This is a genomic window from Bacillus sp. HY001, from assembly GCF_007558965.1.
GTDB classification, from domain to species: Bacteria; Bacillota; Bacilli; order Bacillales; family Bacillaceae_G; genus Bacillus_A; species Bacillus_A mobilis.
Genome location: NZ_VLTE01000062.1, coordinates 23,866 through 37,155, shown reverse-complemented (window position 1 = coordinate 37,155; position 13,290 = coordinate 23,866). Strand labels below are relative to the sequence as shown.

Annotated in this window: 14 protein-coding genes and 1 riboswitch; of the genes, 8 read left to right on the top strand and 6 right to left on the bottom strand. The window is 35.4% G+C overall.

Annotated elements, in window-relative coordinates; translation table 11 throughout:
- Positions 1-106: 106 nt before the first annotated feature.
- Both FOT98_RS24740 and lepB read left to right on the top strand, forming a co-directional pair.
- A complete protein-coding gene (locus FOT98_RS24740) occupies positions 107-2,260 on the top strand; it encodes a peptidoglycan D,D-transpeptidase FtsI family protein (RefSeq protein WP_063260351.1) in 2,154 nt (717 codons plus the stop codon).
- An 82-nt stretch (positions 2,261-2,342) separates the two neighbouring features.
- The gene (gene lepB, locus FOT98_RS24735) at positions 2,343-2,864 is read left to right on the top strand and encodes a signal peptidase I (RefSeq protein WP_063260350.1); all 522 of its coding nucleotides are present in this window, start codon (positions 2,343-2,345) and stop codon (positions 2,862-2,864) included.
- A gap of 33 nt (positions 2,865-2,897) precedes the next feature.
- On the opposite strand, the gene FOT98_RS24730 is transcribed toward lepB, so the two are convergent.
- Entirely contained in the window at positions 2,898-3,521 is a 624-nt protein-coding gene (locus FOT98_RS24730; RefSeq protein ID WP_071723845.1) for a cephalosporin hydroxylase family protein, read from the bottom strand.
- Between the two features lie 225 nt (positions 3,522-3,746).
- Between FOT98_RS24730 and FOT98_RS24725 the strand changes: the two genes are divergently transcribed.
- Together FOT98_RS24725 and FOT98_RS24720 are read left to right on the top strand one after the other, a co-directional pair.
- The gene (locus tag FOT98_RS24725) at positions 3,747-3,932 is read left to right on the top strand and encodes an antitoxin VbhA family protein (RefSeq protein WP_063260349.1); all 186 of its coding nucleotides are present in this window, start codon (positions 3,747-3,749) and stop codon (positions 3,930-3,932) included.
- Positions 3,933-4,141: 209 nt separating this feature from the next.
- Positions 4,142-4,999 (top strand): PhzF family phenazine biosynthesis protein, encoded by an 858-nt coding sequence (locus FOT98_RS24720; RefSeq protein ID WP_063260348.1) that lies wholly within the window; start codon positions 4,142-4,144, stop codon positions 4,997-4,999.
- A 49-nt stretch (positions 5,000-5,048) separates the two neighbouring features.
- On the opposite strand, the gene FOT98_RS24715 is transcribed toward FOT98_RS24720, so the two are convergent.
- Positions 5,049-5,810: a methyltransferase domain-containing protein gene (locus FOT98_RS24715; RefSeq protein ID WP_063260347.1), complete on the bottom strand. Its 762-nt coding sequence runs from the start codon at positions 5,808-5,810 to the stop codon at positions 5,049-5,051.
- Between the two features lie 192 nt (positions 5,811-6,002).
- On the opposite strand from FOT98_RS24715, the gene FOT98_RS24710 reads away from it, so the two are divergent.
- Positions 6,003-6,494, top strand: coding sequence for a DUF2716 domain-containing protein (locus FOT98_RS24710; RefSeq protein ID WP_063260346.1), 492 nt, complete (start codon positions 6,003-6,005; stop codon positions 6,492-6,494).
- Positions 6,495-6,557: 63 nt separating this feature from the next.
- Here the strand turns inward: FOT98_RS24710 and FOT98_RS24705 are convergent, their stop codons facing one another.
- The 3 genes from FOT98_RS24705 to FOT98_RS24695 form a co-directional block, all read right to left on the bottom strand.
- A complete protein-coding gene (locus tag FOT98_RS24705; protein ID WP_063260345.1) occupies positions 6,558-7,328 on the bottom strand; it encodes a DNA alkylation repair protein in 771 nt (256 codons plus the stop codon).
- A 32-nt stretch (positions 7,329-7,360) separates the two neighbouring features.
- On the bottom strand, positions 7,361-7,666 hold the full coding sequence (locus tag FOT98_RS24700; protein ID WP_063260344.1) for an iron-sulfur cluster biosynthesis family protein: 306 nt from the start codon (positions 7,664-7,666) through the stop codon (positions 7,361-7,363).
- Positions 7,667-7,779: 113 nt separating this feature from the next.
- A complete protein-coding gene (locus FOT98_RS24695; RefSeq protein ID WP_061676943.1) occupies positions 7,780-9,246 on the bottom strand; it encodes an amino acid permease in 1,467 nt (488 codons plus the stop codon).
- Positions 9,247-9,358: 112 nt separating this feature from the next.
- A riboswitch (Lysine riboswitch) is annotated at positions 9,359-9,551 on the bottom strand.
- Between the two features lie 387 nt (positions 9,552-9,938).
- Between FOT98_RS24695 and FOT98_RS24690 the strand changes: the two genes are divergently transcribed.
- The gene (locus FOT98_RS24690; protein ID WP_063260343.1) at positions 9,939-10,388 is read left to right on the top strand and encodes a GNAT family N-acetyltransferase; all 450 of its coding nucleotides are present in this window, start codon (positions 9,939-9,941) and stop codon (positions 10,386-10,388) included.
- A 39-nt stretch (positions 10,389-10,427) separates the two neighbouring features.
- Here the strand turns inward: FOT98_RS24690 and FOT98_RS24685 are convergent, their stop codons facing one another.
- Positions 10,428-11,438 carry a sulfite exporter TauE/SafE family protein gene (locus FOT98_RS24685; protein ID WP_063260342.1) on the bottom strand — a complete coding sequence of 337 codons (1,011 nt, stop codon included), beginning with the start codon at positions 11,436-11,438 and terminating at the stop codon, positions 10,428-10,430.
- Positions 11,439-11,535: 97 nt separating this feature from the next.
- Here FOT98_RS24685 and FOT98_RS24680 point away from each other — a divergent pair, with 97 nt between their 5' ends.
- Together FOT98_RS24680 and FOT98_RS24675 are read left to right on the top strand one after the other, a co-directional pair.
- Complete coding sequence (locus tag FOT98_RS24680; protein WP_063260341.1) at positions 11,536-12,333, top strand: VOC family protein; 798 nt, start codon at positions 11,536-11,538, stop codon at positions 12,331-12,333.
- Positions 12,334-12,347: 14 nt separating this feature from the next.
- Positions 12,348-13,286 (top strand): aminoglycoside phosphotransferase family protein, encoded by a 939-nt coding sequence (locus FOT98_RS24675; RefSeq protein WP_063260340.1) that lies wholly within the window; start codon positions 12,348-12,350, stop codon positions 13,284-13,286.
- The last annotated feature ends 4 nt before the right edge of the window (positions 13,287-13,290 follow it).

Below are 13,290 nucleotides of genomic sequence, written 5' to 3'. Positions count from 1 at the left end.
TTATTTCTTTAGTAATTAATATAAAATTCTATATATATCATATAAATAAATTTGATACATAATGATTTTGCGTAGAAATGTTAATAGAATGAAGCGAGGGAGCGAAATGAGACAGAAAAAGGAGCAGAAGAAACAATCGAAAAAGAAAAAGACTCATATTCCATTTCGATTAAATGTACTATTTTTTATCGTCTTTCTTTTATTTTCAGCTATTATAATTCAATTAGGTAAAGTACAAATCATTGATGGAGAAACGTATAGAAATGAAGTGAACAAAAAGGAAGATGTAACGGTAAGCACTCCTGTTCCTAGAGGGAAAATGTTTGATCGGCAAGGTCAAGTGATTGTAAATAATAAACCACTACGAACCGTTACATATACGAAAATGAAAGGAGTAGATTCGAAAGAAGTTTTACAAGTAGCAAGAAATTTAGCTCAGCTTATTGAAATGTCGCCAGAAGATATCAATAAGTTGACAGAAACCGATAAAAAAGATTTTTGGATGCAGTTAAATGAAAAACGAGCAGCAGAAAAAGTAACGAAAGAAGATGAGAGTGCATTTAGGAAGCAAGAGATTGAGGGGAAAGAATTAGATAAAAAAGTTGAAGAGTTGCGCCGTGAAAGAATTACGCCAGAAGAATTAAGCGAACTATCAAAAGAGGATCTAGAAGTACTAGCAATTAAAAGTAGGATGAATGCGGGATATAAAATGACGCCGCAAATTGTTAAAAAAGATGTAAGTCAAAATGAATATGCAATCGTAAGTGAAAGATTGGCAATTTTGCCAGGCGTGGATACGACAGTGGATTGGGAACGTGAATACCCAAATGATAAGATACTTCGTTCTATTCTTGGTAGCGTTTCTACTGAAAATGAGGGCTTGCCAAGAGAACAGTTAGATTATTATTTAGTGCGTGATTATAACCGAAATGATCGCATTGGTAAGAGCTACATCGAGAAACAGTACGAAGATGCATTACATGGAACGAAAGAACAGTCTAAAAATATTACGGATAAAACGGGAAATATTATTCGGACAGAAAAAGTGACTGAAGGAAAAAGTGGAAATAATTTAATGTTAACAGTGGATATGGAGTTACAGAAAAAAGTAGAGGAAAGTCTTGAAAAGAATTTACGAGCATTTCATTCTGCAGAGCCGATGATGGATCGTGCGTTCGTTGTAATGATGAACCCGAAAAACGGGCAAATCTTATCAATGGGTGGCAAGAAAATTGTAAATAAAGATGGCGGCATGCAAATAGAAGACTTCGCTTTAGGAACGATGACAAGTTCTTATGAGTTAGGGTCAACTGTGAAAGGGGCTACGTTATTAGCCGGATATCAAACTGAAGCGATTAAACCGTATACGCACTTCTTTGATGCACCAATGTATTTTAAAGGAAGTTCTAAACCAAAGAAATCGTGGAAAGACTTTGGTGATATTGATGATTTAAGAGCTTTACAAGTTTCATCGAATGTTTACATGTTTAACACTGCTTTAAAAATGGCAGGTATAAATTATGTACCAAACAATCCGTTAGACATTAAACTAGAGACATTTAATAAAATGCGCTACTACTTTAGACAGTTCGGATTAGGTGTACCGACTGGAATTGACTTGCCGAATGAATCGATTGGTCAAATGGGTAGAACGGATAACATACCTGGTTTTTTACTTGATTATGCGATTGGGCAGTACGATACATATACACCGCTGCAACTTGCTCAATATATTTCAACAATTGCAAACGGCGGTTACCGAATGAAACCACAAATTGTACAAGAAGTGAGAGAGCAACCACATAAACCAGAGGATGTTGGAAAAGTTGTTCGCTCTATTGAACCGGTTATTTTAAATCGAGTGGATATGGACACTTCATATATTAATCATGTAAAAGAAGGATTTAGAAGAGTTTTTCAAGAAACTGACGGGACAGGTACTGGGACGTTTAAAGGATTACCGTATAAACCAGCTGGAAAAACAGGAACAGCTGAAACAGTATATGGTGGAGAAAGTGATATTGGAAGAGATGAAAACTATAACCGAAAAAAATGTTATAATTTAACTCTTGCCGGTTATGCACCATATGATGCTGATCCGGAAGTTGCTTTTTCAGTTGTTGTACCTTGGGTGAATGATGACAAATCAGGAATTAATTCTGCGATTGGTAAAGAGATTTTGGATGCGTATTTTGAATTGAAAGCGAAAAGAACGGGTGGAAATCCAGTCCCAGTAGAACAACAGAACAAGCCACAGTAAAAATAGTATCACTGCATGGAGACTTATTGTGCAGTGATCTATTTTTTGAGTTAAAAAGCGTTTAAATAAGGTGGGAATGGATATGAAGCAGGAGATGAAAAGAGGCTGGGGGAAATACATACTCTTCGTGTTTGTTTTAGTAGTAGCCTATCATTCTTTTACTTTATGTAAAGTGGAAGGAAAATCAATGCAACCAACTTTATATGAAGAAGACTACGTATTTGTAAATAAAGCAGCAGTACATTTTTCTAATTTAGAGCACGGAGAAATTGTCATTATAAAGGAAGAGGATGAGTCGAAATATTATGTAAAACGAGTAATAGGACTTCCTGGTGACGTAATTAGCATAGCGAATGGATCAGTATATGTGAATGATAAAAAGCAAGAAGAACCGTATACAAATAAAGATTTATTCAATAATACGCAAGTGTTTTATAACTTTCAAAAGACAAAAATCCCGCCAAATAAGTTATTTGTAATGGGTGATAATCGTGAACTTAGTAGAGATAGTCGAAACGGGTTAGGGTATATTGAAGAAGATAACATAATAGGCAAAGTGGAATTTGTATATTATCCTTTTTCAAAAATGAAGATCATAGAATAAGTGGGGTTTTGTATAACCCCACTTATTAAAGTTTCACTTTATCTTCTTTAAATAACCTTTTGGATTAAATGATATGAAAAATTTATGTTTAGATTCATCGATTATGAAGTTGTTATTTTTAGCTAAAAACTCTTCTACAGCTTCCATTGGACCAGGGCCCCAATCAGGATAGAGTGGATTTCCGTTAATACTTGTATCTTCTACAATCAAGTAACTGCCTTTTGTTACAATAGATTTATAAAGTAACAGTTCTTTTGAGACATGCTCTTTACTATGATCAGAATCTAAAATAACTAAAATCACATCATCAGGTTTGCGCATATTTAAAATTGTTTGGACGGCCTGTACAGAAACAGAAGAAGCTGTTAAATACGTAATTCGATCATGTGATGGTCGATTTGGTTGAGGGAATATATCGATAGTAAGTACATGACCTTTTCCAATTAAATCTAATAAAGAAGCTAAATACAGTGCGCTACCGCCATAACACGTACCACATTCAATAATTAAATCGGGTTTTAATTCGTAAACAATTTCTTGATACAAAAAAAGGTCAGAGGGAAGTTTGAAAATGGGGACACCGAGCCAGTGTGTGTCATGTAACCAAACGTTGCTGTCGTAATAAAGTTTTAGAAATTCATTGCTTATAGTATCGATGTTAATTCTCCTTTCTAAAAAGGATTCTTTCGCTTTACGTAAAGTGTTTACGTATGAAAGTTGTACTATATATTATGTAGTAAGGAATTGTAAGGCGAGTGTTTTTACTTAAAAATAAGCTAAATAACTCATGTGTAAATGAAAGAGAATAAACATATGTATAAGTACACAATTTGCTTCATTAGAGAAGGAAATGAAAATGATGTGAAGGAGATAACTTAAATTATGGCATTCAAAAGTGAGGAAGAACTAAATGAAGCTATCCAAGAAGCTGAAGCAAGTCTAGCAATAGAGAGTATGATTATTACAAAAGAAATGGAAAAAATTATTAAAGCGAAGGTAACAGGAAAGATAACGCACGAGCAATTTATCGCATTAGCTGATGCGATTGCAAGGCATGAACTTACTTAACAATCTAGAAGGCACCACAAACTTTTGCTAAATAAACGGGGAAAAAGAGATGGTAGATCCAACTCTCAGGCTGTAGACAAACTATTTTTGGAGAGTTCAGATGCTAAAAAATAGTTTGTCTCTTGCTGTATGGCGAATTTATCCAACAATATATATACGTAGTACGTTCTATGCTACAATTTAATATAAGAGAGGAAGGAAGGTGTCTTATGAAAATATCTGTTTATGTTGCAAGTGCATTTAGCAAGGATCATAAAGGCGGAAATAAAGCAGGAGTGGTATTTATGGAGAATACATTGACTACTACTCAAAAGATGGCAATAGCCAAACAACTGGGCTATGCGGAAACCGCATTTATATCAGAATCTAAAGTTGCTGATTATAAAATTGAGTATTTTACACCAAAAGAGGAAGTTGATTTATGTGGTCATGCGACAATTGGCTCTTTTGCGATACTGATGCATGTAAATAAACTTTTCAAGAATCGCTATACGATTGAAACGAACAGCGGTGTTCTTACTATTACCATAAAAGATGACATCATATTCATGGAACAAAACGAACCGATATTTTATGATGTTATATCTCCAAATGAGTTTATCGACTGCTTTGACATTAAAGATATAGACAATACATACCCAATTCAAATTGTCTCTACGGGCTTAAAAGATATTTTAGTTCCTATAAAAAGCGAAACACAATTACATACACTGGAACCTAATTTTGAAAAAATTAAAGAAATCAGCAAGTATTATAATGTTGTCGGGATGCATCTATATACTTTTAATGACAATCGAATTATATGCAGAAACTTTGCTCCGCTATATGACATTAATGAAGAAGCAGCGACTGGAACTTCAAATGGTGCATTAGCTTGCTATCTTTATGAACAGCACTACTTACAAAAAGAAGACTATGTATTTGAACAAGGTTATTCTTTACACTCGCCTTCCGAAATATTAGTTAAATTAGCAACCGATAGCGAGAATAAAATAGAAAAAGTTTATGTTGGTGGCAAAGGCTATTACTGTGAAACGAAGTGTTTAAATATAGAAAATATTGAGTGAAAATAAAAAAAGAGATGGTAGATCCATCTCTTTTTCATATGCTCCATGATTAACTGCGAATCGCCTTAATCATAAAACGATGTTGCTTCACATCAAAATAACCTTTTTGTAAGATGATTTCATGTATACGATATAATTCCTCATAATACCTTTCAACAGTGAAATCAGGAATTTGCCACGGAATCGCTTTTAAATAATAGACGATAGCGCCAATGTCATAAAAGCGTTGAAAAGGGAACTCTTCTTTTTTTTCTAAAATAGTAAATCCATTTTCATTTAACTCACAACATGCAGTTTCAAGCGACCAACTTACAAATTCGCTATTTAGCGGCGTGTTAAACTGCTCATTAAGTTCCGCGCAATCGAGACCGCCAACTTGTTGGGTAAGAAATATTCCATTAGGAGCAAGGAGTCTGTTTACCTCAGGTGCAGCATATGATTCATGTTGATTTATGTTCAAATCAAACTGGCTATCTTGAAATGGTAAAATAGTATCATCCGTTACCTCTACAACTGTAACCCCTAAAGGTTCTAATTTCTTCCGAGCGATTGGCACGTTTGGAGCGTAGCCCTCAGTAGCATAAGTAGTTGACGGGAACGGTTGTAACATAGATAAAAACTCTCCGCCACCAGTACCCATATCGAGCATTGATTCTGCATGCTGCATAAGCTGAAAAGCAGTGCTGCCGTACGACCACGATAAAGGTTCGCTCTTCATTCGACCCGTTTCTGAAATGAAAGAGAAATCCCAACCGCTAAAATTTGTATAAGCACTTTCTAATAAAGTTGAAAATAATGGATCAAGTTTCATAATTGTATCCTCCTATTTTGTAAGTAAATGATATGATGAAAAAAAAGGAGGATACAATTATGAAAGGGGAACGGTTTTACGTTTCATGTTCGAATAGATTCATATAAATTCGCTCCTTGTGAGAATGGTTATTTATATATTCGGGATAAGTACGTGAAAGTCCTTGAAATTATTAGGGAAGGTAGTTGTTTAATGGAAAACTGGATGGAGTTTACAGACAAAGAGGACGATCAAATTTGGAACAAGATATATAGTGAACTTGAGTTTTCACCAAGTGATTCTATATTCCCATCATTTAAGGTGCCAAGTCCTTTTGTTACATATGATATTTCTCATTATTTTGGAGAGTCGATAGATTTAAATATATATAGCGATCTGGAAGATAAGGCGTTACAAGCTTTTAAAGAAAATACGTCATCGAATGAATATATCATGGCACTGGATTGGCAACATGAGTGTTATTGGGTGAATCCACATGTAGAGTTTGAAAGAAATGAATTTGATGAGTGGATGATACCTGTATTTCCAAATGGAGATTACTACTTCTTTATTCAAAAAGACTTTAAGTGGGGTTATATAGGTCACCCTTGGGAGAAGAGTATAACGATATTTGGAAAAGAACTTATAGAAAGCTTTGAACGAAATAAGCCGGAAATGTTTCAAAATATTTTAAGGCGAGGGTAATATTTGAAAGAGAAAACCGCTTATACTTCATTCTTGAAGCATAAGCGGTTTCGTTTAAAATACTTAAAAAGAAAAATCTCTTGGCAAAGTACCACTTTTTATCACCGTTCTTAACCCATGTTTTATAATCCAAGGGTTAACAGGTTGCTGTTTATCACGTAACTGCTGTAACCATTGAAAAACGAGTTCTTTATCTTCTTTCGTAATATCGTTCATATGATTGGCTACTGATTTTTGGACATATTTAGAAGGATCATTCATTAATGGTTCAAGAAGTTGTAAATTGTTCTTAAAGTCACCTTTTAGAGCTCCCATTTTTTTAGCCCAAGGAAGTCTTGGTCTTGTACCTTCGGAAACTAATCTCCTAATGTGGCTGTTTTCGTCATGAATCCACTGTTGCAATACGCCCAGTGTGTCTTCATGGTATGTTTCAAGAAAAGGACGAATGGCATATTCAGCAGTATTCCTTTTTGTTATTTCATACATGGCGTTACATGAGGATTCAAAATCGTTAAGCCCATATTTTTCAACGTATTTTGCAATAGGCATGTACATATATCCGTTTGTAAATGTACCTACTTCTGTTGTATTTTCTGGTCCCAATGTTTTCAGTAAAATATGTATTGCTTCATTAAAATCTTTTTGTAATGCAGTATGTAATTCATCTGCTATTACTTCAATACGCTGCTTTAACTCTAAATTTTCAACTTTACATGTTACAGAATCTACAAAGATTCTTTTAGAGAAAGTAGGATCGTGTTTACAAATAGAATCAGCCATTTTTTCTGCTAATTCTTCATTAAATAAAAATTTTAACGGAACATATTTACCCATTTTTTCACCCCAATGGTTAGCTAAAACAATTTTTATTTTTTAATCGACAATCCATAAACTAAAGTCTCATTTGGAGTCGTAATACTAAAACCTGTCGTCTTATAATCAAGTTTCACCGTATCACCAGTGTAGTCTTTCGTAAATGAATCCATTTGCACAGTAAAATCAGCATCTTCATATACAATGTCATCTGCATTATATGTATCCCAAATTAAATCCACATCAACGAAAATACTACAAGAGTTTGTCATTGTCCCTCTAATGCGAATGATCTTTTTGTCTTTGCGTTCTAATCTATGTATAGCTGCTTTTGCTTCATCAGTAATGCGAATGTTCATCGTATCCCAACCTTTATTTATATTTCCTTTATTATTGCAAAAACAGGAGCAATAGGGAAGGGAGAAGCATTGGAATAAAAAACGAGCAAACAAATTTGTTTGCTCGTTTTACTTTATTTTAGTTCACATTTATCAAGCGGAATCACTTTCGTTTTCTTCGTAAATTTATATCCTAACCATAATACTAAGAAGAGTGGTAAACCGATGTAAGAAACGAGTACGCCGTTCCAATCGATTGCTTCGCCCATAAATGCGCCGTAGTTTTGACCTAAAATGACGATGACACAAAGTGCAAATGCGAAGATTGGACCGAATGGGAACCATTTTGCTCTATATGGTAAGTCTTTTAAATCTTTACCTTGTGCGATATATGCTTTACGGAAACGGTAATGACTTATTGCGATTCCGACCCATGCAATAAAGCCAGACATTCCAGATGCGTTTAATAACCAAATGTATACAACGCCGTCACCGAATAAAGAAGCAATGAAAGCGATACTACCGACAATTGACGTTACGATTAATGCGTTAACAGGTACACCACGGCTGTCTAATTTTCCTAAGAATTTTGGTGCTTTTCCTTGGCGAGCTAAGTCCCAAAGCATACGAGTTGATGCATACATTCCAGAGTTACCAGCAGATAGTACTGCCGTTAAAATAACAGCGTTCATTACAGAAGCGGCAAAGGCAACGCCCGCCTTTTCAAAAATAAGTGTAAATGGACTTACTGTTACATCACTTGCAGCAAGGCTTTCTGTTGTATAAGGAATTAATAAACCGATAACGAGAATCGCAAGAATATAGAATAAAAGAATACGCCAAAAGATAGAACGAATCGCTTTCGGAATATTACGCTCTGGATCAGACGTTTCACCAGCAGCAACTCCTAATAATTCAGTTCCTTGGAAGGAGAACCCAGCAGCCATAAATACACCGATGATTGCCATGATGCCGCCGTTAAATGGTGCATCTGCAACAGTGAAGTTTTTGAAGCCGACAGTTTCGCCGCCCATAATTCCAAAAATCATCATAAAGCCGACAATTAAAAAGATAATAATAGTAACGACTTTAATAAGTGCAAACCAATATTCAGATTCACCAAACCCTTTAACAGATAAATAGTTTAAAAGGAAAATAATAGCTAAACATAATCCGCTCCAAATGAGGGAAGGGGTATCTGGGAACCAAAATTTCATAATTAATGTTACAGCAGCGAGTTCAGCAGCAATTGTAATGGCCCAGTTATACCAATAGTTCCATCCAAGTGCAAAGCCAAGGGACGGATCAACAAATTTTGTTGCGTATGTGCTAAAAGAACCGGTAACAGGCATGTAAGCAGCGAGTTCAGCTAAGCTTGTCATTAAAAAGTAAACCATAATCCCAATTGCGGCGTATGCAACTAATGCACCGCCAGGACCAGCTGAATGGATGACACCACCGCTGGCAAGAAATAATCCGGTACCAATTGTACCACCGAGAGAAATCATCGTAAGGTGCCTTGATTTTAAACTACGTTTTAATTCACCTTTTCCTTTTGTAGTTTGCGTTTCAGAGGTAGTTTGATTCGTTGCGCTATTCATGTTCAACACTCCTTTTCTTGTAAGATAGGAAGGAGCGGGGGAGAAAAATACAAAAAACCGCCAAAGGAATTTGGCGGAACGTTTCACAAATAACCACCCCATCATACCCTTCCGTTAAGATAGCACCCCACGTTTACACGGTAATTTTGTAAACGTGACAGTTCTGTTCCTTTCGGAGACAGCCCCAGCTCATATTTCCAGAGAAGAAATAGAAACTTCGGCAACTTTTCCTTTCAAACGGAGTCGGTGACATTCTCTGCGTCTCGTCCGTCTTACTATTAAAAGTCGCAACCTCTACCTCATCGGATTGATGAGGATTTGATATATTGCTAAGATTTTTAATATATGGCAATTGTAATGACTTTCTGAATATATTGCAAGATATTTTGTTAGGAAAAGTCAAAAAATATCGGTTATTGTATAGGAAACGCTTGCAAAACTCCACCCGAACCTACTGTTATGTAACAAAAAATAAAGAAAGAAATTGTTATACAAATGTTTCGCAAAAAATATTGAAAAACCCTTTAAAAATAAAAGAAAATTCTGAAAATATAATTCGACACAACTATTAAAATAGGATTATTCTTTAAATCCGTTTCAAAGAAGTAAGTATAAATCTGATAAATAGAATGAATATTCTTTTTATTTCTGATAAAATTGAGGTATTGTTTAATTGAAAAGGGGAAATAAATATGAAATTAGAAACAGAAAGACTCTATATAGTACCGTGTACAGAAGAGAGGATGCAAGTTGCTAACGAGCAAGGATTTAATAGTGGTCTACATATTGTAGGGCATGTAGAAACTGTAAAACAAGATGCGGCTTTATTACCTTGGGGAGCGTGGTATGTCATTCGAAAAGAAGATGACATCGTTCTAGGGGATATAGGGTTTAAAGGGAAACCAAATGAGGAACATACAGTAGAAATTGGTTACGGATTTGTTGAGAAATATTGGAATAAAGGATATGCGACAGAAGCTGTAAGTGAACTAATAAATTGGGCTTTTCAAACAGGAGAGGTAGAAACGGTTATTGCAGAGACACTTCTTGAAAATAACAGCTCGATTCGTGTATTAGAGAAATTACATATGAAGAGAATTGGCACTACAGAAACGATGATCAATTGGAAAATAGAAAAATAAAAAATACCGCTCGAAGTATATCGGGCGGTATTTTTATCATTATGGTAGCATTTGTTTTTGATCATTCGGATATCCAGCTGTCGGTGTGTTAGAACGCTTGGAATGATTACGAACAGCAATGAAAATAGAAATAATAACAACAAGGCCAACTGCCACGTAAGAAAGTGAAATAATAGTTGGATCCACTTTAAATGTAGTAAGCAGTGTACGAATGTTTGTAAAGATTATGAGGCCCCCAACTAATACGCCAAGTAAATGAGAAGGAACGATGCGTACTAACCATGCAGCGATTGGTGCTGCAACGATGCCACCGAGCATGAGAGAAAATACCCAAACCCAACTTACTTGTTCCCAGCCAAGTGAAATGAAAAATCCGATTGTTGCAGCGAGTGAAACAGGAAACTCACTCGTATCTACAGAGCCGATAACTTTTCTAGCTTCATTTCCTCTTGCCAAAAGTACAGGTGTTGTAATTGGCCCCCAGCCACCGCCACCAGTTGAATCAACGAATCCAGCGAATAAGCCAAGCGGAACAAGCTGTTTAGCAGACATACGTTTATTTGAAGTGACAATTTGTTTTTGAATGAGGAATCGTAATAAAATATAAACCCCTAAAGTAAATAAAAATACGGAAATGTACGGTTTAATTACATCACCAGGTAAATTGCTTAAAAAACATGCCCCAATAAATGCGCCAATTGCTCCTGGTAATGTAAGCCTGGAAACGGTATATTTATCCACGTTTCCAAATTTGATGTGTGATGCACCAGAAGCGGCAGTTGTAACAACTTCAGCTAAATGAACTGATGCAGATGCAACGGCTGGTGCAATACCAAACATTAATAAAAGCGAGGTAGATGTTACCCCGTACGCCATTCCAAGCGCTCCATCGATTAATTGAGCGAAAAATCCGATAATAGCAAAGACAATTAATTTCTGCATAAATAATCCCCCTGTAATAATAAATGAAAAAGACACTTTTCCCGTATGAGAAAAGTGCCTTTGGTTTTTCCAATCAGCAATAATTAAATTTGTTTTATTATAATACATATTAATCGTATAAATCAACTAGGTTTTAAAGTTTTTGAATTGAATGAAAGAAAAATAAAATATACAATAAAAGAATGGAGAGAAAGGGGAGAAAGACATGTTACGATTTGATCATCTCGTACACGCAGTACATGGTACACCGGAGGAAGCGGCAAAACAAATGCAGGAGCATGGATTTCATACTGCAGTAGGCGGAGAGCATACTACTTGGGGTACTTGGAATAGTTTATGTTATTTTGATTTATCATATATAGAATTTTTAGCAGTTCAGCATGAAGAAAAAGCGAAGAAAGCAGAAAACCCATTAGTACAAGAAACGGTAGTGAAATTACAAGATGGAGAAGGGATGCTACAAATCGCCATTCGAACAGACGCAATTGAAGAACTAGCAGTTAAGTTTAATAAACATGGATTACATACGATAGGACCATTTGAAGGGAAACGAATGAGAAAAGATGGCCGCCTTTTAGAGTGGAAAATGTTATTTGTAACGCAAGAAGAGAATGGGCCGAAATTGCCTTTCTTTATACAGTGGAACGAAACGGATGAAGAAAGAAGAAACGATTTACGTAACATAGGAACAATCACTGAACATAAAAACAAAGTACAACAACTTGATACAATTCATTACGCAGTGAAAAATGTTCGAGAAACAGTACAAAAATGGAAAGAAGTAATGGCGCTAAATGCAAGTCCGGTCGTGAAAAATGACGAATGGAATGCGGAATGTCAAAGTGTAGCGTTTGGTGACGTTCATGTACAGTTTTGTGAACCAATTGGAGAAGGGCTAGTACTAGAACGATTGAAGCATCATGGCGAATATCCATTTGCAGTGGAGTTTACAGGTGAAAGTAAACGAGAGAATGAAGTGCTAGGTAGTTTGTACATATATTGATAGAGGTGAGCGTTGTGAAGGAAATACTTAGAGAGATAGAGAGAAAACTAGAATGGCCTCGTATTGTAAAGTGTACAGCTATTTCAAAAGGTTTTTCACATGAAGAGAAATATAAAATTGAATTAGAAAACAGAGTAACATATTTTGTGAAGGTATGTGATGCTGTTCATTTTGAACGTAAACAAGAAGAATATACGTATATGAAACAATTAGAGTTATTACATATTCCAACGCCCAAGTTAATTCATTTCATAAAACTTGAGGAATTAAATAAATGTATTCAAGTATTTGAATGGATATACGGTGTAAACGGTGAAGAAGGTTTAGGGAAGCTATCAGTGGAAGAACAGTATCATGCAGGAAGAAAAGCAGGAGAAGTATTAAAGAGGATTCACTCAATTGAAAGAGAAAGTGCAAGCAATAAATGGGAAACGGTTCGATGGAATAAGTATGAAAGATATGTAGAAGCGTTAGCAAACTATGAAATAGATTTCCTTGATTTGAAGCCAGTATTAAGATTTGTAGGGGAGCATAAACAATTATTGAAAAATCGTCCAATCACATTTTTACACGATGACTTCCATCCAGCGAATAGTATGATTCATAATAAGGAGTTTATCGTTATCGATTTTGGTGGATATGATTTTGGCGATCCAATACACGATTTTTATAATGTAGCGATTTTTACGACAAGAATAAGTAAACCATTTGCGGTTGGACAAGTTCACGGATATTGCGGAGGTGAACCATCGCTTCATTTTTGGAAACTGTACTCCTTATATGCAGCAATGACATTCCCAGCGGATATCGTATGGACAAACCGAAGCACACCGCATTTAGTAGATGATATGAAGGAAAGATTAAACGGAATTTTAGAAGATCATAATCATTTTTCATCCTATATTCCAAAATGGTATCAATCACAACATACGGATATAATAAACTATAAGTAATGGA

Excerpts from the sequence above, each read along its gene's own strand:
- FOT98_RS24710 (WP_063260346.1), top strand. The coding sequence starts at position 6,003 with ATGGAAAACTGGATGGAGTTTACAGACAAAGAGGACGATCAAATTTGG.
- lepB (WP_063260350.1), top strand. The coding sequence starts at position 2,343 with ATGAAGCAGGAGATGAAAAGAGGCTGGGGGAAATACATACTCTTCGTG.
- FOT98_RS24740 (WP_063260351.1), top strand. The coding sequence starts at position 107 with ATGAGACAGAAAAAGGAGCAGAAGAAACAATCGAAAAAGAAAAAGACT.
- FOT98_RS24705 (WP_063260345.1), bottom strand. The coding sequence starts at position 7,328 with ATGGGTAAATATGTTCCGTTAAAATTTTTATTTAATGAAGAATTAGCA.
- FOT98_RS24700 (WP_063260344.1), bottom strand. The coding sequence starts at position 7,666 with ATGAACATTCGCATTACTGATGAAGCAAAAGCAGCTATACATAGATTA.
- FOT98_RS24695 (WP_061676943.1), bottom strand. The coding sequence starts at position 9,246 with ATGAATAGCGCAACGAATCAAACTACCTCTGAAACGCAAACTACAAAA.
- FOT98_RS24725 (WP_063260349.1), top strand. The coding sequence starts at position 3,747 with ATGGCATTCAAAAGTGAGGAAGAACTAAATGAAGCTATCCAAGAAGCT.
- FOT98_RS24690 (WP_063260343.1), top strand. The coding sequence starts at position 9,939 with ATGAAATTAGAAACAGAAAGACTCTATATAGTACCGTGTACAGAAGAG.
- FOT98_RS24715 (WP_063260347.1), bottom strand. The coding sequence starts at position 5,810 with ATGAAACTTGATCCATTATTTTCAACTTTATTAGAAAGTGCTTATACA.
- FOT98_RS24720 (WP_063260348.1), top strand. The coding sequence starts at position 4,142 with ATGAAAATATCTGTTTATGTTGCAAGTGCATTTAGCAAGGATCATAAA.
- FOT98_RS24680 (WP_063260341.1), top strand. The coding sequence starts at position 11,536 with ATGTTACGATTTGATCATCTCGTACACGCAGTACATGGTACACCGGAG.
- FOT98_RS24685 (WP_063260342.1), bottom strand. The coding sequence starts at position 11,438 with ATGTATTATAATAAAACAAATTTAATTATTGCTGATTGGAAAAACCAA.